19 protein-coding genes are annotated in these 17,293 nt (G+C 65.4%); 8 read left to right on the top strand and 11 right to left on the bottom strand.

Going from position 1 to position 17,293, the window contains the following annotated elements; genetic code table 11:
• Positions 1-188: 188 nt before the first annotated feature.
• Positions 189-1,196 carry a KpsF/GutQ family sugar-phosphate isomerase gene (locus tag BCCGELA001_RS05650; RefSeq protein WP_060734799.1) on the top strand — a complete coding sequence of 336 codons (1,008 nt, stop codon included), beginning with the start codon at positions 189-191 and terminating at the stop codon, positions 1,194-1,196.
• 110 nt (positions 1,197-1,306) lie between these two features.
• Here the strand turns inward: BCCGELA001_RS05650 and BCCGELA001_RS05645 are convergent, their stop codons facing one another.
• Positions 1,307-1,858: a carboxymuconolactone decarboxylase family protein gene (locus BCCGELA001_RS05645; RefSeq protein WP_008569398.1), complete on the bottom strand. Its 552-nt coding sequence runs from the start codon at positions 1,856-1,858 to the stop codon at positions 1,307-1,309.
• A gap of 72 nt (positions 1,859-1,930) precedes the next feature.
• On the opposite strand from BCCGELA001_RS05645, the gene BCCGELA001_RS05640 reads away from it, so the two are divergent.
• Positions 1,931-2,257 carry a winged helix-turn-helix transcriptional regulator gene (locus BCCGELA001_RS05640; protein WP_060734798.1) on the top strand — a complete coding sequence of 109 codons (327 nt, stop codon included), beginning with the start codon at positions 1,931-1,933 and terminating at the stop codon, positions 2,255-2,257.
• Positions 2,258-2,273: 16 nt separating this feature from the next.
• On the opposite strand, the gene BCCGELA001_RS05635 is transcribed toward BCCGELA001_RS05640, so the two are convergent.
• From BCCGELA001_RS05635 to hemH, 4 genes are all read right to left on the bottom strand, one after another.
• Positions 2,274-2,717: an NfeD family protein gene (locus BCCGELA001_RS05635; RefSeq protein ID WP_060734797.1), complete on the bottom strand. Its 444-nt coding sequence runs from the start codon at positions 2,715-2,717 to the stop codon at positions 2,274-2,276.
• A gap of 43 nt (positions 2,718-2,760) precedes the next feature.
• Positions 2,761-3,765, bottom strand: coding sequence for an SPFH domain-containing protein (locus BCCGELA001_RS05630; RefSeq protein WP_060734796.1), 1,005 nt, complete (start codon positions 3,763-3,765; stop codon positions 2,761-2,763).
• 227 nt (positions 3,766-3,992) lie between these two features.
• Positions 3,993-4,970, bottom strand: a complete 978-nt coding sequence (locus BCCGELA001_RS05625; RefSeq protein ID WP_060734795.1) for an ABC transporter substrate-binding protein — start codon at positions 4,968-4,970, stop codon at positions 3,993-3,995.
• An 11-nt stretch (positions 4,971-4,981) separates the two neighbouring features.
• Entirely contained in the window at positions 4,982-6,019 is a 1,038-nt protein-coding gene (hemH, locus tag BCCGELA001_RS05620) for a ferrochelatase (protein WP_060734794.1), read from the bottom strand.
• A gap of 82 nt (positions 6,020-6,101) precedes the next feature.
• On the opposite strand from hemH, the gene BCCGELA001_RS05615 reads away from it, so the two are divergent.
• Positions 6,102-6,500, top strand: a complete 399-nt coding sequence (locus BCCGELA001_RS05615; protein WP_008543777.1) for an MAPEG family protein — start codon at positions 6,102-6,104, stop codon at positions 6,498-6,500.
• A 5-nt stretch (positions 6,501-6,505) separates the two neighbouring features.
• Here BCCGELA001_RS05615 and BCCGELA001_RS05610 read toward each other — a convergent pair whose 3' ends face one another.
• From BCCGELA001_RS05610 to BCCGELA001_RS05595, 4 genes are all read right to left on the bottom strand, one after another.
• The gene (locus BCCGELA001_RS05610) at positions 6,506-6,943 is read right to left on the bottom strand and encodes an acyl-CoA thioesterase (RefSeq protein WP_008543776.1); all 438 of its coding nucleotides are present in this window, start codon (positions 6,941-6,943) and stop codon (positions 6,506-6,508) included.
• 208 nt (positions 6,944-7,151) lie between these two features.
• Positions 7,152-8,276 (bottom strand): nickel/cobalt transporter, encoded by a 1,125-nt coding sequence (locus BCCGELA001_RS05605; protein ID WP_193409763.1) that lies wholly within the window; start codon positions 8,274-8,276, stop codon positions 7,152-7,154.
• Entirely contained in the window at positions 8,273-8,911 is a 639-nt protein-coding gene (locus tag BCCGELA001_RS05600) for a DUF1007 family protein (RefSeq protein WP_008543771.1), read from the bottom strand. The genes BCCGELA001_RS05605 and BCCGELA001_RS05600 overlap by 4 nt, the downstream gene beginning before the upstream one ends.
• Entirely contained in the window at positions 8,911-10,992 is a 2,082-nt protein-coding gene (locus BCCGELA001_RS05595) for a M3 family metallopeptidase (RefSeq protein WP_060734792.1), read from the bottom strand. Before BCCGELA001_RS05595 ends, BCCGELA001_RS05600 begins: the two co-directional genes overlap by 1 nt.
• A 137-nt stretch (positions 10,993-11,129) precedes the next feature.
• Between BCCGELA001_RS05595 and BCCGELA001_RS05590 the strand changes: the two genes are divergently transcribed.
• The 5 genes from BCCGELA001_RS05590 (at position 11,130) to BCCGELA001_RS05570 (ending at position 15,991) form a co-directional block, all read left to right on the top strand.
• The gene (locus BCCGELA001_RS05590) at positions 11,130-11,384 is read left to right on the top strand and encodes a hypothetical protein (protein WP_008543757.1); all 255 of its coding nucleotides are present in this window, start codon (positions 11,130-11,132) and stop codon (positions 11,382-11,384) included.
• 685 nt (positions 11,385-12,069) lie between these two features.
• Positions 12,070-13,212 (top strand): type III PLP-dependent enzyme, encoded by a 1,143-nt coding sequence (locus BCCGELA001_RS05585; RefSeq protein ID WP_060734791.1) that lies wholly within the window; start codon positions 12,070-12,072, stop codon positions 13,210-13,212.
• Between the two features lie 130 nt (positions 13,213-13,342).
• The gene (locus BCCGELA001_RS05580) at positions 13,343-13,930 is read left to right on the top strand and encodes a GNAT family N-acetyltransferase (protein ID WP_008566105.1); all 588 of its coding nucleotides are present in this window, start codon (positions 13,343-13,345) and stop codon (positions 13,928-13,930) included.
• Positions 13,931-14,075: 145 nt separating this feature from the next.
• Positions 14,076-14,465 carry a RidA family protein gene (locus tag BCCGELA001_RS05575; RefSeq protein WP_060734790.1) on the top strand — a complete coding sequence of 130 codons (390 nt, stop codon included), beginning with the start codon at positions 14,076-14,078 and terminating at the stop codon, positions 14,463-14,465.
• 83 nt (positions 14,466-14,548) lie between these two features.
• On the top strand, positions 14,549-15,991 hold the full coding sequence (locus BCCGELA001_RS05570) for a homospermidine synthase (protein WP_008543750.1): 1,443 nt from the start codon (positions 14,549-14,551) through the stop codon (positions 15,989-15,991).
• Positions 15,992-16,135: 144 nt separating this feature from the next.
• Here the strand turns inward: BCCGELA001_RS05570 and BCCGELA001_RS38105 are convergent, their stop codons facing one another.
• Both BCCGELA001_RS38105 and BCCGELA001_RS05560 read right to left on the bottom strand, forming a co-directional pair.
• Entirely contained in the window at positions 16,136-16,471 is a 336-nt protein-coding gene (locus BCCGELA001_RS38105) for a hypothetical protein (protein ID WP_060737502.1), read from the bottom strand.
• A 101-nt stretch (positions 16,472-16,572) separates the two neighbouring features.
• Complete coding sequence (locus BCCGELA001_RS05560) at positions 16,573-17,289, bottom strand: MgtC/SapB family protein (RefSeq protein WP_008543747.1); 717 nt, start codon at positions 17,287-17,289, stop codon at positions 16,573-16,575.
• Between the last annotated feature and the right edge of the window lie 4 nt (positions 17,290-17,293).

The following is a 17,293-nucleotide window of genomic DNA, read 5'->3' as shown; positions in this document are numbered from 1 at the left end:
TGGAAGAACTCCAACAAAATCAAACACTTTTCTGATGATCTCCCGTCGCTGAGGGGAACCATCGTTAATGGAGTTAAAACAATTATGGTTAATGACCCGTTGAGGGCTTTGGCGGCCACGTCGCCTCCACGGCCGCGGCGTGCTAAGCAGGCGCCAACGGGCGAACGCCCCTCCCCCTGGACCTGCTCATGCCGAGTTCGAAACCGCTGATGACCGCATCATCCGGCTCCATTCCTGACAGCGTCGAATCCGCACTCCGCACGCTGGAGACGGAGAGCGGCGGCATCAATGCGCTCGCCGCGGCCCTGCGCGGCCCGCTGGGTGCGACGTTTGCGAAAGCCGTCGACCTGATCCGCAACGCCAAGGGCCGCGTCATCGTCACCGGGCTCGGCAAGTCCGGCCATATGGGCCGCAAGATCGCGGCGACGCTGGCTTCGACCGGCACCCCCGCTTTCTTCGTGCACGCGGCCGAGGCCGGCCACGGCGATCTCGGCATGATCACGCCCGACGACGTCATCATGGCGCTGTCCTGGTCCGGCGAGCAGCCGGAGATGAAGAACCTCGTGAACTATTCGGCGCGCTTTGCGATTCCCATGATCGCGGTGACGTCGAGCGCAGCCTCCTCGCTGGGTCAGGCCGCCGACATCGTGATCGAGTTGCCGAAGGCGCGCGAGGCCTGCCCGCACAATCTGGCACCGACCACCTCGACGCTGATGCAGGCCGCGATCGGCGACGCCATCGCGATCGCGCTGCTGGAGGGGCGCGGCTTCACCGCGCTGGAGTTCGCGCATTTCCACCCCGGCGGCAAGCTGGGCGCGATGCTGAAATTCGTCCGCGACTACATGCGCACCGGCGCGGAGATCCCGATCAAGCCCGAAGGCACCAAGATGTCGGACGCCATCGTCGAGATGTCCGCCAAGGGGCTCGGCTGCGTCTGCATCGTCAACGATGCGGGCGAGGCCGTCGGCATCATCACCGACGGCGACCTCCGCCGCCACATGCGGCCCGACCTTCTGACGGTGACGGTCGACGAGATCATGACCCGGCAACCGAAGACGGTGCCACCCTCGATGCTCGCGACCGAGATGATCGAGGTGCTGAACACGCGCAAGATCACCACGCTGGTCGTGACCGATGCGGGCAAGGTGGTCGGGATCGTGCACCTGCATGATCTGTTGCGGGCGGGCGTGGCGTAGGGGGCTCGCCACTCGTCATTGCGAGCGAAGCGAAGCAATCCAGAATCCCTCCGCGGAAAGACTCTGGATTGCTTCGTCGCAAGAGCTCCTCGCAATGACGGTGGAGGGACCTATCCCGGAAACCGCGCCGCCTTTTCCTCCAGCGGCAGCTTCAAGCCGTTCGCCAGATACGACACTGTGCGATAGAAGCCGCACAGGAGCATAATCTCCAGGATCTGCGCCTCGTCGTAATGCACCGAAAGTGCCGCAAATCCCTCGTCGTCGAGCGTCGCGTGGTGATGCAGCGCGTCTACAGCCGCGATCAGCGTCTGCTCTGCCGGTGACCAGCAGGCCGACGCCGCATCGCCCAGCACCGTCGCCCGCACCTCCTCCTCGGTGAGCTTTGCCGCACCGGCAAAGATCGCGACATGGACGCCCCATTCATACTCGCATCTGTTCAGCGCGCAGGTGCGGTCGATGACGATCTCGCGCTGGCGCAGCGAGAGCGGGCCGGGATCAAGGAGCCCGCCGGCGCGAAACTTGTCCCAGGCGCGGGCGTGGCCCGCCAGCACCCGAAACAGCACCAGCGGCGGCGCGCCGCGCATGATGCGATCGAACTGCTGCTGGATCTTTGGGGGAAAAGGCGGATCGAGCGGCGCGATGCGGGGCGCGAAGTGGGACATGGGCCGTCTCCGTTGCTACAATTACCGTATCACTATGCTACAATATTTGTAGCAACACGCAAGGGGGCATCGATGGCGAAACAGGCCGACCCAAAAACACGCAGTATCCGCGGCTCGCGTACCGGACGGCCGATCATGGCGCTGCTCGACCTGCTCGGCCGGCGCTGGAGCCTGCGGATCCTGTGGGAATTGCGCGACGGGTCCCTCACCTCGCGCGCACTCCGCACGGCATGCGACGAGGCCTCGCCGACGGTGCTGCAAGCGCGGCTGACTGAGCTGCGCGAGGCGGGGTTCGTGGAGCTGGGCGAGGCCGGAGGCTACGGGCTGACGCCGTTGGGCCGGGAACTGTGCGAGACGTTCATGCCGCTGCGCAAATTTGCGGAGCGGTGGAAGAGGTAGGACTCTTACAGGGGAGTTATGCCGCGGCCACCGTCAGATTCGCGCCGTCGACCCGCACCACCTTGACCCGGGTCCCCGCCGGCGTATCCGGACCGGCGACGCGCCAGACCGTGTCGCCGATGCGGACGGTGCCTGAGCCATCGATGATCGGCTTCTCCAGCGTGAACTCACGGCCGAGCAGGGCTTCGCTGCGCTTGTTCAGGAACGGGCTGGCGCTGGCGTCCGGCTTCGGCCGGGCGAGGCGGCGCCACACCGGCACCGCAGCGGCGGCGAAGACCGCGAACATCACGAGCTGGATCTGCCAGGATATTGCAACGGTGAACGAGATCAGTCCGACCAGCAGCGCGGCGAGCCCGAGCCAGAACAGGAAGATACCCGGGGCCAGCACCTCCAGCGCCATCAGGACGAAGCCAAAGATCAGCCAGTTCCAATTGCCCAGCGATACGAACATGTCGGTCATGACACGACCTCTCTATATGGCGCATGCCCTCCGCGCAAACGCCTTACCCCTGCCGTGGCGGCACCGCCGGCGGCGTGCCGCCGGTCGGCGGCACCGAGCCGGGACGACGCCCGGCAGCGGCCGCGGAGGCCGCGCTCTCGCCGAAGGTCGCCTTGGCGATCTCGCCGATGCCGGCGAGCGAGCCGAGCATGCTGGTGGCTTCCATCGGCAGCATGATGATCTTCTGGTTCGGCGCCTCCGCGAACTGGCCGAATGCCTTGATATATTTGTCGGCGATGAAATAGTTCAACGCCGCGACGTCGCCTTTGGAAATCGCGTCGCTCACCATCTGCGTGGCCTTTGCCTCGGCCTCCGCCGAACGTTCGCGCGCCTCGGCGTCGCGGAACGCCGCTTCCTTCCGGCCTTCGGCCTGCAGGATCTGGCCCTGCTTGGCGCCCTCGGCGCGCAGGATCTCGGACTGGCGCTGGCCTTCGGCGGCGAGAATGTCGGCACGCTTGACGCGCTCGGCCTTCATCTGCCGGCCCATGGCCTCGACGAGATCGGCCGGCGGCACGATGTCCTTGATCTCGATGCGGTTGACCTTGACGCCCCAGGGCGAGACCGCGGCGTCGACGACGCGGAGCAGGCGCTCGTTGATCTCGTCGCGATGCGACAGCACCTGGTCGAGATCCATCGAGCCCATCACCGAACGGATGTTGGTCATGGTCAGGACGGTGATGGCCTGGTTGAGATTGGCGACCTCGTAGCTCGCCTTCGCGGCATCGAACACCTGATAGAAGGCGACGCCGTCCACAGTCACCGTGGCGTTGTCCTTGGTGATGACCTCCTGCTCGGGAATGTCGATCACCTGCTCCATCATGTTGATCTTGCGCCCGACGCGGTCGAAATAGGGCACGATCAGGTTGAGCCCGGGGCTCAGCGTCTGCGTGTATTTGCCGAACCGTTCGATGGTCCAGTCATAGCCCTGCGGCACCGTCTTCACGCCGGCCACCAGCGTGACGATGACGAGCAAAACCAGAACAATCGCGAAAATGTCGAAACCGCTCATATATCCTCCAAGGCAGGAAAAGACCTTTCCCGCGCTGTCATTGGTCGGGATCGCAACCCTACCGGTTCAGCGGTCGCAAGTAACGTCGGTACGGCTGCGATTCTGCACAAGACGGCTGGAGAGGGCATGCTCGCGATATGTATTTGCCGACGGCTCTTGAAAGCGCATTAGCGCAGACCTAGCGGCAAATCTTAACAGAGATGACCGTGCCACCGCCGAGGATCGCTTCATTCAATGACATTGTCCGCGAGTGCGAGCAGACCGGCGGGAAGCGAGATGCTAAGCGCCCTGGCCGTCTTCAAATTGATCGTCAGCTCGAACGTGGTCGGGTTCTGAACCGGCAGATCGGCCGGCTGCGCACCTCTTAGGATGCGGTCGATATAGGAGGCGGCGCGGCGCAGCTGCTCGGCGCTGTCGGTGCTGTAGGACATCAGCCCGCCCTCCTCGACGAAGGTGCGACTCCAGAACACCGCGGGCAGACGAGCCTCGCCGATGGCCGCCAGCAACTGCGTGCGATTGGCCATGGTGAAGAAGTCAGGCAGGACCAGGAGGCCGCCTTCCTTGAGCAAGGCCAGCGCCGCGATCGAGGCGGCGTCATTCACCGGCGCCGGCTCGACCGTCACCTGAAGCGTCTTTGCTGCCTCCTCGACCGTGCGCAGCATCAAGGGTGCGAACGGCGCGGTGGCGGGATTGTAGACCACGAAGACGCGGCGGACGGGCGGCGTGACCTGCGTCAGCATCTCCAGCCATTTGCCGGCGAGCGGGCCGTCGTAATCGGTGAAACCGGTGGCGTTGCCGCCGGGATGCGCGAGGTTTCTGACAAAACCCTGGCTGACGGGATCGGTGACGACGGCGAACACGATCGGGATCGCCGTGGTGCGCTGGCGCAGCTCCTCCACCGAGGGCGTGCCGACCGCAAGCAGGATGTCGGGCTTGAGCGCGACCAGCTCGTCCGCAAGGCGTGCGATCCGCGCCCGGTCGCCGCCGCCGCTGCGCCAGTCGATCTTGAGGTTGTCGCGCTCCTTCCAGCCCAGGCCGGCGAGCGCCTCGACCAGGATGGTGCTACGGGCCTGCCCGATCGCATCCTCGGCCGCGGTGACCGAGAGCACGCCGAGCCGGCGCGTTGCAGCCGGCTGCTGCGCCTGCACCGAGGCCGGCAATGCCGCGATCATCCCAAGAAGCGCCAGACAGTGACGGCGATCCATGGGGCGAACCATCAGATCCAGCCCTGGAGCTCGCGCAGCACGAGCGTGCGAATCACGTCCATGCCTGGCTCGCTGTCGTTGAGGCAGGGGATCGCGGAAAACTCTTCGCCGCCATTGTGCTTGAATATCTCGGCGTTCTCCTGCGCGATCTCCTCCAGCGTCTCCAGGCAGTCGGCCGAGAAGCCCGGCGTCACCACCGCGATCCGCCGCACGCCCTCTTTCGCCAGCCGCTCCATGGTCTTGTCGGTATACGGCTGGAGCCACTCGTCATTGCCGAAGCGGGACTGGAAGGTCAGGAGAAGCTTGGTCTCGTCCATGCCGAGCCGTCTCCGCAGCGCCTCGGTCGTGGCGACGCAATGGCTCTGATACGGATCGCCCTTGTCGACATAGGATTTCGGCATGCCGTGGAAGGAGGCGACGATCAGCTCCGGCTCGAACGAGAGCGTCGCGAGATGCGCCTCAATCGAGGTCGCGAGCGCCTCAATATAAGCGGCATCCACGTAATAAGGCGGCGTCACCCGCAGCGTCGGCTGGTTGCGCAGGCGGGTCAGTACGCGGAACACCTCGTCGCAGACGGTCGCGGAGGTCGAGGCGGAATATTGCGGATACAGCGGGACGGCGAGAATGCGCTCGCAGCCTTTCGCGATCAGCGCGTCGATGCCAGCCTTGATCGAGGGATTGCCGTAGCGCATCGCCCAGTCCACGACGACGTGGCTGCGGTCCGACAGCGCGGCCCCGAGCTCGTCGGCCTGCGAGCGCGTGATGGTCTTCAGCGGCGACTCGTTCTTCTCGGTGTTCCAGATCTTCTGGTAGTCCAGCGCCTTGGTGCGGGGACGGCTGCGCAGGATGATCCCGTTCAGGACGGCCTTCCAGATCAGCCCCTGGTCCTCGATGACGCGGGCGTCACTGAGGAACTCCTTCAGATACACCCGCACGCCCGGCGCATCGGCCGTGTCGGGCGTGCCGAGGTTGACCAGGAGCACGCCGACGCGCGGCAGGGCGGCCCGAGTGGCCGGTTTCGCAGTCTCAACGGGGACGACGTTGTTCATGGCTGGTTGGGTCGCGCGTTGGTCCAAACTTGTCAAGATGAGGGCGGTTTCGCTAGGGTCGCACCCAGGCCGGGGAAGGACGATGACACTCGCGGAATGGTGCGTCTTCGGAGCGCTGCTGCTCTATCTGTCAACGATCGCCGCGATCAAATGGATCAGGTTTCGCACGTTCGACAATTCCCGGCCGCGCGACCCTGCCTTCTTCGAGGACGCCCTCGCGCAGCGCGCACTCGGCGCGCATCAGAACGGCATCGAGACGTTTCCGTTCTTCGCCTTCGCGGTGCTGCTCGCCGAGTACCGGGATTCGCCGCAGCGGCTGATCGACGAGCTCGCCGCCCTGTTCCTGATTGTCCGCATCGCCTATGTGCTGACCTATCTCGGCAACCGCTCGACGCTGCGCTCGATCCTCTGGAGCATCGGCTTTGCGATCAATCTCGGGATCTTCTTCATGCCAGCCTTGAAACAGTTTCTGCCGGTGTGAGCGGCTCACGCCGCCAGATGCCGCTCCCGCGTCGCGATCAGTGACCGCATCGATGCCGGGATCGTGACCGGACGATGGGTCTTCTGGTCCGTGTAGACCCACACGATCTCGCCGGTCACCAACGCGTCGGCGCCGCCTTTCATGTAGATGGCAAGCTCGAAGACGAGGCTCGAATTGCCGATCCGCGCCACGCGCGCGCCGACCTCGAGCTCCCAGTCGAAGCGGACCGGCGCCTTGTACTCGATCAGCGATTTGACGACGTGGAAATCGATGCCGCTCGCCTGGGCATCCGCATATTGGTCGAAGCCCAGCGTGCGGAAATATTCGGTGATGGTGGTGTCGAAATAGGTCAGATAATGCGCATTGAAGACGACGCCCTGGCCGTCGATCTCGGAATAGCGCACCCGAAACGGATGGAAGAACCAGAAATTTTCACGCGACATGGAATCCCCCAAACCCAAATGTTTCCGCTCGTCATTGCGAGGAGCCCTTGCGACGAAGCAATCCAGACTGCCGCTGCAGAGACAATCTGGATTGCTTCGCGGAGCCTGTCATCGGGCCGCGCATTCGCGCGGACCCGGTGGCTCGCAATGACGAAACAAGATGCACGACCGTCATACCTCGCTGAGCGCCGCGAACTGCGGAGACTACTCAAAAACACGTCGTCCGTTCGGCGGCGATGTAGCCGAACAAGAGACCGACGCCGAACAGCAACACGAGACCGGCGGCGCCGAACTCGATGCCGCGCATGAACAGCGCGCCGCCGCCGTCGCGTCCGGCGCTGAGGCGGGCGGCGAGGCCCTTGGCGGAGACGGCGACGACCGCGATGGCCGCGACCGTGATCGCGGTGCCCAGTCCCATCAGCAAGGTCGCGGCGATGCCGGCCCAGAACAGGCCCTGCGCCAGCGCGAACACCAGCACCAGGATCGCGCCCGAGCACGGGCGGATGCCGACGGTCAGGATCGCAGCGAAGCCGCGCCGCCAGCCTCCGGGACCGGCGAGCTCGCTGGGAGTCGGACCGTGGGAGTGGCCGCAATGCTCGTCATGGACATGATCATGCCCATGGTGATGGTGAACGTGGCCGTGGCCATGGTGATGATCATGGCCGTGATCGTGGTGATGATGATCATGCGCATCACGATGATGGTGATGATCGTGATCATGATCGTGCGGCACGCCCGCAATGGCCGGCACCGGCTGGGCGGCCTGGAGCGCGCGGATGAAGGCGCCGCCCTTGACCCAGACCAGGCGCAGGCCGAACAGCGCGATCAGGCCATAGCTCGCGATCTCGATCACGCCTTCGGCCTTGCACATGGTCTTGGCCGTCGCGTTCAGCACCCAGGCCGAGATGCCGACGATCAGGATCGCGACCAGCGACTGCATCAGCGCCGAGGCAAAGGACAGCGCGATGCCGCGCCGCGCTGTCTCGCGGTTCGCGACCAGATAGGACGCGATCACCGCCTTGCCGTGGCCGGGCCCGGCGGCATGGAAGACGCCATAGGCAAACGAGATGAAGAGCAGCGTCCACACCGCCGAGCCGTCGGACTTGGCGGCCCGGATCGTCGCCGACATCTGGCGGTAAAACTCCGACTGCTTTGCGAGGAGCCAGCCGACAATTCCGCCCGCCTCGGGCTGGGCCGGCTGCGAGGCGCGCGGCGCGCCGAACGGATTCTGCGCGAGGAGATCATGAAGCGCGGCATCGGCCACACCCACAACCAGCAGCACCGCGGCGCAGACGAGCAGCCCGCGTGCGAGCGGGGAGAGTTGCGGCTTCAAGGGCAATCCACCGTGATCTTGTTGGCGAACATCATGCCGAAGTTCGAGTTCTCGCCGTTCAGGAAGGTCTGCTCGTTGAGCTTCTGGGCGCTCGCTGTGCCGTCGCTCGGCCGTTCCAGCTTCATCTGGCAGCCCGCGGGCGCACCGACCAGCTTGACCGGATTGTCCTTGGCCATCTGGAAGTCGATGAAGAAGGAGCGGTCGAACACTTCGAGCACCAGCTGCTTGGACTTGACCGGGTTCTTCAGCGGCAGCGTGAAGTGCAGGGTCAGCACCGTATCCTTGTAGTCGAGGAAATAGTCGACCGGTTCCTGAAATCGTTCCTTCCTGCCGTCGGCTCGCGCGAAGGTGAAGTAGGCATACTCCTTCAGCGACTCGACGTTGGTCTGCGCCAGCGGCCCGAGCTCCTCGCGCGTATAGGCGCCCTTGGTCTTGCTTTCGAGCCCCTGCAGCGCATAGGTCGAGAACATGTCGTCGAAGGTCCAGGCGTGGCGCACGCCGGTGATCGAACCATCCGCGGCGTAGAGCAACTCGCTGGTCGCGGTGATCCAGACATGCGGATGCGCGCTCGCCGCACCGGCGGCGAGCGACAGGCCGGCGGCGAGCAACAGGCCGAGAAGTGCGCGCATGCCCATCAGGCGGCCTTTGCCGTGTCGAGCAGGCCGCGGCGGCGCAGCAGCGCGTCCGGTTCGGGCGGGCGGCCCCGGAATGCCTCGTAGGCGGCCTCCGGGTCGACCGATCCGCCGGACGAGTAGATGTCGTCGTGCAGCCGCTTGGCCACGGCAGGATCGAAGATGTCGCCGGCCTCCTCGAAGGCGCCGAAGGCATCGGCGTCCATCACCTCGGACCACATGTAGCTGTAATAGCCCGCGGCATAATGGTCGCCGGTGAAGATGTGGCCGAACTGCGTCGGACGGTGACGCAGCGCGATCTCCTCGGGCATGCCGATCTTCTCCAGTTCGCGTCTCTCGAAGGCGCGCACGTCGTCTGCGGCCGACGCCGGCTGGGTGTGGAATTCGAGATCGACGAGCGCCGAGGAGACGAACTCGACCGTGGCAAAGCCCTGGTTGAACTTCCGCGCCGCGAGGAAGCGCTGCAGGAGATCGTCCGGCAGCGGCTCACCGGTCTGGTAGTGGCGGGCGAACTTTTGCAGCACCTCGGGCCGTTCCTGCCAGTGCTCGTAGAGCTGGGACGGCAGCTCGACGAAGTCGGTGAACACGGAGGTGCCCGACAGCGAGGGATAGGTCACGTTGGAGAGCATGCCGTGCAGGCCGTGGCCGAACTCGTGGAACAGGGTGCGGGCGTCGTCGGGCGACAGCAGCGAGGGCTCGCCGTCCGCGCCCTTGGTGAAATTGCAGATGTTGAGAATTAACGGCGCAACGTCGCCGTCGAGCTTCTGCTGGTCCCGCAGCGAGGTCATCCAGGCGCCGGATCGCTTCGAGGGCCGGGCGAAGTAGTCGCCGTAGAACAGCGCCTTGTGCTTGCCGTCCGGACCCTTCATCTCCCAGACCCGCACGTCCGGGTGCCAGACGGGAACGTCCTTGCGCTCCTCGAAGGTGACGCCGAACAGGCGCGTGGCGCAGTCGAAGGCGGCGGCGATCATGTTGTCGAGCGCAAGGTAGGGCTTGATCGCGGCGTCGTCGAAATTGGCGCGCTGCAGGCGCAGCTTTTCGGCATAGAAGCGCCAGTCCCACGGAGCAAGCTTGAAATTGCCGCCCTCCTCCGTGATCAGCGCCTGCATGTCGTCGCGGTCGGCGAGCGCGCGGGCGCGCGCCGGCTTCCAGACCCGCTCCAACAGGCTCCGCACCGCTTCCGGCGTCTTGGCCATGGAGTCTTCGAGCCGGTAGGCCGCGAAGGTCGGATAGCCCAGGAGCTTGGCGCTCTCCTCACGCAGCTTCAGGATCTCGACGATGGTAGCGTTGTTGTCGTTGGCGTTGCCGTTGTCGCCGCGCGCGATGAAAGCCTTGTAGACCTTCTCGCGCAGGTCGCGCCGCGCCGAGCTCTTCAGGAACGGCTCCACCGAGGAGCGCGACAGCGTGACGATGGCCTTGCCTGCCATGCCGCGCTCTTCTGCCGCAGCCTTGGCGCCGGCAATGAAGCTCTCCGGCAGGCCCTGGCGGTCGGCCTCGCCGAGCTCCAGGAACCATTCCTGCTCGTCGCCGAGCAGGTGATGGCTGAAGCCGGTGCCGAGCTGGGCGAGCCTCTCGTTGATCTCCGCCATCCGCGTCTTGGCCTCGTCGGAGAGGCCGGCACCGGAACGGTGGAAGCGGGTGTAGGTGCGCTCCAGGAGGCGCAGCTGCTCGGGCGTGAGACCGAGCGAGGCGCGGTTCTCGTGCAGGTGGGCGATGCGGCCAAACAGCACGGCGTTCATCATGATCGGATTCCAGTGCCGCGCCATCCGCAAGGAGACCTCCTTGTCGATCTCCAGGATGGCCGGGTTGGAATGCGCCGAGACGAGGTCGTAGAAGACCGCCGCGACCTTGCTGAGCAGCTTGCCTGAGCGCTCCAGCGCCGTGATGGTGTTGGCGAAGTCGGGCGCGGCCGGATCATTGGTGATCGCCGCGATCTCCGCGGAGTGATCGGCGAAGGCCTGCTCGAAGGCCGGCAGGAAGTGCTCCGGCTTGATCTCGTCGAAGGGCGGGGCCGCGAACGGCGTCACCCAGGCCTTCAGCAGCGGGTTGGTCTCGGAGTCCGTGGTTTGGCGGGGTTCTGACATCGCAAGTCCCGGTTTTTGAGCTGATTTGTTGCGGCCAGCTATAGCACGCGATGGGGCTTTTTTGGGCCGGTTTGCCCTTGCTCCCGGCCGCCTTTTCGAGGAGATTGCGGCCCTCGAAGTCAGGACCCCTGAGCCCCATGAACGCGCCTTCCTCATCTTCCCGCCAGATCGCCTGGCCGAGCGTCATCACCGTCATCAGCGCCGCCATCCTGATCGGCGCGGAGGTGTTCGGCGCGGCCTTTGCCGGCGGCTGGGCGCTGGCGATCCTGTTCGGACTCGGCGATCAGGGCGCGCACATCCTCCAGGCCGTGCTGTTCGCACTCGGCGTGCTCGTGATGACCGCGTTCATTCGCGCAGCTCAGCGCATCGAGCCTTTCACCAAGCGCGGCTGACGCATCTCGCGCGCGAGAGACGGGCGCGCTCCTCAAAAACTTAACGCACGTTCATCTTCCGCATCGCTCGCGCAACACTGCGCAAGCAGATGTTAGGCAATTCTGTTCTCAGCCTAAAAAAATTCTTGCGAAGCAGAGTCAAAACGCTTATGTGCGGACTTGCCCAATTTCGCACGTGCCTGTGGTCGTGTGTCAGTCGGTAGGTATCCGGACAAGAGGCCGGACAGCCGCCAAGGGGTGAAGAAGCCGAGGGGCTCTTCGGAAGTGCGGAAGTCGAAGACCAAAGGTCGCGAGACTGAGGTCGGAAGACGAAGCAAACCCGGAGTGTCCAGCATCTCTCTCAAAGAGATGCCTTGTCGAAGGTGACTTCGCTCTTTGCAACCGTGACTGGCAGCCGGAGGCGAACCGGCGCACCCCGCTCTCAACGGGGGACGCGACTTAAAGCAACGACGGATCGGGCTTTTTTGGTCTCTACCGGCAGTCCAACGCCGGCGCGGGCTACTGAAAAGGCTTGTCCTTCATTGCCAGGTGTGCGGGCGGGAAAACTCCCAACCAATCCACGGCAGCACAATTCGGTCTAGGGTCTTAGCCCTGTCGCGTCTCCATCGTGCGGCAGCGGCGTAGCACCCTCGTCCGAGAACCACTTTGAACGAGCTCCGTCGCTGGGGCCGCTTTGGAGAGTGCTATGACCGAACGTATCCAGGAATTCCTGCGCAACCGCCGCAAGGATGGCCTCGACACCGAGCCGTGCCTCGTCGTCGACCTCGAGGTCGTGCGCGACAATTACCAGAGCTTCGCCAAGGCGCTGCCCGACAGCCGCGTGTTCTATGCCGTCAAGGCGAACCCGGCGCCGGAAGTGCTGGCGCTGCTCGCCTCCATGGGCTCCTGCTTCGACACCGCGACGGTCGCCGAGATCGAGATGGCGCTGGCCGCCGGTGCGACGCCCGACCGCATCTCCTTCGGCAACACGATCAAGAAGGAGCGCGACATCGCGCGCGCCTTCGCGCTCGGCATTCGGCTGTTCGCGGTCGACTGCGCCGCCGAGGTCGAGAAGGTCGCCCGTGCCGCACCCGGCGCGAAGGTGTTCTGCCGCATCCTCTATGACTGCGCTGGCGCCGAATGGCCGCTGTCGCGCAAGTTCGGCTGCGATCCGGAGATGGCGGTCGAGGTGCTCGACCTCGCCAAGCGTCTTCGGCTGGAGCCGTGCGGCATCTCGTTTCATGTCGGCTCGCAGCAGCGCAAGGTGAAGGCATGGGACCGCGCGCTGGCGATGGCCTCGCAGGTGTTCCGCGACTGCGCCGAGCGCGGCATCAACCTGTCCATGGTCAACATGGGCGGCGGCTTCCCGACCAAGTACCTGAAGGACGTGCCGCCGGTCGTCACCTACGGCCGTTCGATCTTCCGCGCGCTGCGCAAGCACTTCGGCAACCAGATTCCGGAGACCATCATCGAGCCGGGCCGCGGCATGGTGGGCAACGCCGGCATCATCGAATCCGAGGTCGTGCTCATCTCGAAGAAGAGCGACGAGGACGAGGTGCGCTGGGTGTACCTGGACATCGGCAAGTTCGGCGGTCTCGCCGAGACGATGGACGAGTCGATCCGCTACGCCATCCGCACCCGTCACGACGGCGCGGACATGACGCCGTGCGTGCTCGCAGGCCCGACCTGCGACAGCGCCGACGTGCTGTACGAGAAGAACCCGTATCCGCTCCCGGTGACGCTCGAGATCGGCGACAAGGTGCTGATCGAAGGCACCGGGGCCTATACGTCGACCTACTCGTCGGTGGCGTTCAACGGCATTCCGCCGCTGCGGACGTATCACATCTGATTTGCCTCTCGGTTTGAGGCCTGACGAACCCGGGAGCCGGCTTGCCGGCTCCTCCCTCACATCTCGATTTCTGACGACGTCTTGGACAGGCGCGCCGATCGCGCGTCCTTCAAGCGGGGACTGACGCGCCATGACTGCTCCTCGGAAGCCACAGCTCGCCCTCACCTCGAAAGCCGCTCCGTTCGTGATCCGTGCGGAACGTGCTGCCGATGTCGCGATGCGTGAAGCGCTGCTCGATGCCTGCTTTGGCGAGAATCGCCATGGCCGCACCTGCCAGCGCCTGCGCGATGGACGTGCACCCGCCGCGGGCCTTGCCCTGTCGGCTGTGCGCGAGGGCAAGCTCGTGGGAACCGTGCGGCTGTGGCACGTCAGCGCCGGAGGCAGGCCCGCTCTGGTCCTCGGACCGTTGGCGGTCGACCCTGCCTGCCGCGAGCTCGGGATCGGCGCCGCGCTGATGCATCAAGCGCTGGCCGCCGCCCGGGCGCGCGGGCAGGACGCCGTGATCCTGCTCGGCGATGCCCCTTATTACGCCCGCTTCGGCTTCTCCGGCGAGAAGACCGGCGCGCTGTCGCTGCCCGGCCCGTTCGAGCGCGACCGCCTGCTGGCGATCGAGTTCGCGGACGGCGCGCTCGACGGCGCCGAAGGGATGATCGTCCCGACCGGCGCGCCCCTGCCCAAACGGAGGGCGGTTCGCGCCCTCCACGCGCACGCGGCCTGAGGGATCGCCATGATGGCGACGACCGAAGCCGCGTTCCGCGGCAGCGCTCAGCCGCGTCTCCGCTAAGCCGTTCCTTTGGGGTTGCGCGGGCCCCGGAAACGCCGTTTAACGCCGCGAAACACCCCTTCAGTCGAGGCCCACGACCATGTCCCGTCGCCTGATCTCCACCGGCTCTCCGCTCGAGAAGACCGTCGGCTACAGCCGCGCCGTGATCGACGGCGAGTTCGCCTTCGTCGCGGGAACCACGGGCTATGACTACACGACGATGACGATGCCGGCCGATGTCACGAGCCAGTCACGCAACTGCTTCAAGACCATCGCAGCCGCCCTGAAGGAGGGCGGATTCGAGATGGCCGACATCGTCCGTGCGACCTATTACGTCACCGACGCCAGCTACATCGACGCCCACTTCGCCGTCTGCGGCGAGGTTCTCGGTGACATCAGGCCGGCTGCGACGTTGCTGGTCGTCACCGCTCTCGCCAAGCCCGAGATGAAGGTCGAGATCGAAGTCACCGCCAAGCGCCGCAGCCTCTAAAAGGCGCCGCAGCATCTGAGAAGCGCCGCATCGCCTGATCCACCCACCCCTTGCCTGCCAGCACGTTCCGGAGAAACCATCCCATGAGCCCTCCCTCGCAGATCTACGCGAAGATCACTGGTCCCATCGTCATGGTCGGCTTCGGCTCCATCGGCAAAGGCACGCTGCCGCTGATCGAGCGGCATCTCGATTACGACAAGTCGCGCGTGACAGTGATCGATCCCAAGGACGAGGGCCGCAAGGCGCATTGCGAGAAGCACAATGTGCGCTTCATCCAGAAGGCCGTGACCCGAGACAATTACCGCGAATTGCTGACCCCGCTGCTGACCGAAGGCGGCGGCCAAGGCTTTTGCGTCAATCTATCGGTCGACACCGGCTCCACCGACATCATGGAGCTCTGCAACGAGCTCGGCGCGCTCTACATCGACACCGTCAACGAGCCCTGGCTCGGCTTCTATTTCGACGCCTCGAAAGGCCCGGAAGCGCGCTCCAATTACGCGCTGCGCGAAGTGACGCTGGCCGCCAAGCGCGCGCGACCCAAGGGCTCGACCACGGCCGTCTCCTGCTGTGGCGCGAATCCCGGCATGGTCTCCTTCTTCGTGAAGCAGGCGCTGCTCAACGTCGCTGCCGACCTGAAGCTCAATGCCCCCAAGCCGAAGACCAAGGCGGAATGGGCGGATCTGATGCGGCAGGCCGGCGTCAAGGGCATCCACATCGCCGAGCGCGACACCCAGCGCTCGAAGAAGCCGAAAGAGCCCGACGTGTTCGTCAACACCTGGTCGGTGGAAGGCTTCCTGTCGGAGGGCGTGCAGCCGTCCGAGCTCGGCTGGGGCACCCATGAGAAATGGATGCCCGAGAATGCGAGGACCCACGAAGCCGGCTGCGGCGCCGCCATCTATCTGATGCAGCCCGGCGCCAACACGCGCGTGCGCACCTGGTGCCCAACCCGCGGGGCGCAATACGGCTTCCTGGTCACCCACAACGAGTCGATCTCGATCGCCGACTACTTCACGGTGCGTGACGCATCGGGCACGGCGATCTACCGGCCGACCTGCCACTACGCCTATCATCCGGCCGACGATGCCGTGCTGTCGCTGCACGAGATGTTCGGCCGTGCTGCGAAGATGCAGGAGAGGCACCACATCCTCGACGAGAACGAGATCGTCGACGGCATCGACGAGCTCGGCGTGCTGCTGTTCGGCCATGACAACAACGCCTATTGGTACGGCTCGCAGCTCTCTATCGAAGAAACCCGCGAGCTCGCGCCCTATCAGAACGCCACCGGCCTGCAGGTGACCTCTGCCGTGCTCGGCGGCATGGTGTGGGCGCTGGAAAACCCGAACGAAGGCATCGTCGAAGCCGACGAGATGGATTTCGATCGTCTGCTGGAGATCCAGCTGCCGTATCTCGGCCCGGTGAAGGGCTTTTATACCGACTGGACGCCGCTGACGGATCGTCCGGGACTGTTCCCGGAGGATATCGATACGAGCGATCCCTGGCAGTTCCGGAATATTCTGGTGCGGTGAAAGGGCGCGTCCCGCACCCACCGCTGTCATGCCCCGCGAAGGCGGGGCATCCAGTACGCCGCGGCCTCTTCGTATCCACGCGCTTTCGCGGAATACTGGATCCCCCGCCTTCGGCGGGGATGACACCGAATGCGGAGCGATCGCCTACTTCTCCTTGATCGGCGGCCCGACCTTCTCCGCCGGCGCCGGCGGCAAAGCTGGCTTGGCCGCGCCCGCCGCGCCCTGAGTCTGCGGATCCGGCCGCGCGGGCTCGGGGGCCGGCGTGGTCGGGCGATCGCCGCCCGGCTTGGATTCCGCGGGCTTGTTCTGATCGTCGGACGGCGTGCCCTGCAGCGGCGGCGTTGCCTGCGCCAGCTGCAGCCGGCTTTCGGCACGGATCTGGGCGAGCGACAACACCGACACCACGACGCCAGCTGCGAACAGCGAAGTGGCGATTGTCAGGTCGAATTTCAGTCTACGCTTGGTCTCTTGGCCGGGCATGTCGATCACCGCCTTTGTCCGCGGGATCAACGAAACTGGGGCGCGCGGGTTCCGGCATCGAAGGAGCGGGAACCCGGCCTCTGCGCGCCAAAACGCCGCGCTCACTCCGTTGTGCTGACTTCCCAGGTGGCATGCCGCACGCCCGGCAAATGCTGCAAATCGGTCGCCACCACGTTCAACTCGTTCGGATCAACGGCGCTCGCGACGAGCTTCGCAACGATCTCCAGCATGTCCTCGCCGATCTCGACGAGCTCGATATCGGCGACCGGATAGTTCGCGGCCTCGAGCTTCTCGACGAGGCGGTCGCGCATGTCGGGCAAGGCGTCGGCGGCCACCGCGAGCTTGAAATAGTAGGTGGCCTCCAGCGCCTTCTCGTTCAGGGGGATGCGGTTGATGGCATTGACCAGCGGGCGCAGCATGGTGTTGCCGGCAATGACGAAGACGGTGAGCGCCGCGGCCTGCGCGACCATGTCGGCCCCGGCGCAGGAGCCGACCGCGGCCGAGGCCCATAGCGTCGCCGCGGTGTTGAGGCCACGGACGTCCATGCCCTGCTTCATGATGACGCCGGCGCCGAGAAAGCCAATGCCGGAGACCACATAGGAGATCACCCGCACCGCCCCCTCGGCACCGTCCAGATGCATCGCGAGATCAACGAAGGCTGCCGCTCCCACCGCGACCAGCACGTTGGTGCGCAAGCCCGCGGTGCGCTGGCGGTACTGCCGCTCGGCGCCGATCAGCGTGCCCAGCACGAAGGCCGTGAGCAAGCTGACCAGGGTGTCGCCAAAATCGGCAAGCTGAAAGGTCGTGAGAAATCGCATGGTC

Source organism: Bradyrhizobium sp. CCGE-LA001, from assembly GCF_000296215.2.
Taxonomy (GTDB): domain Bacteria; phylum Pseudomonadota; class Alphaproteobacteria; order Rhizobiales; family Xanthobacteraceae; genus Bradyrhizobium.
Note: the sequence above shows the minus strand (reverse complement) of the source record. Positions and strands in the feature narration are given on the sequence as shown.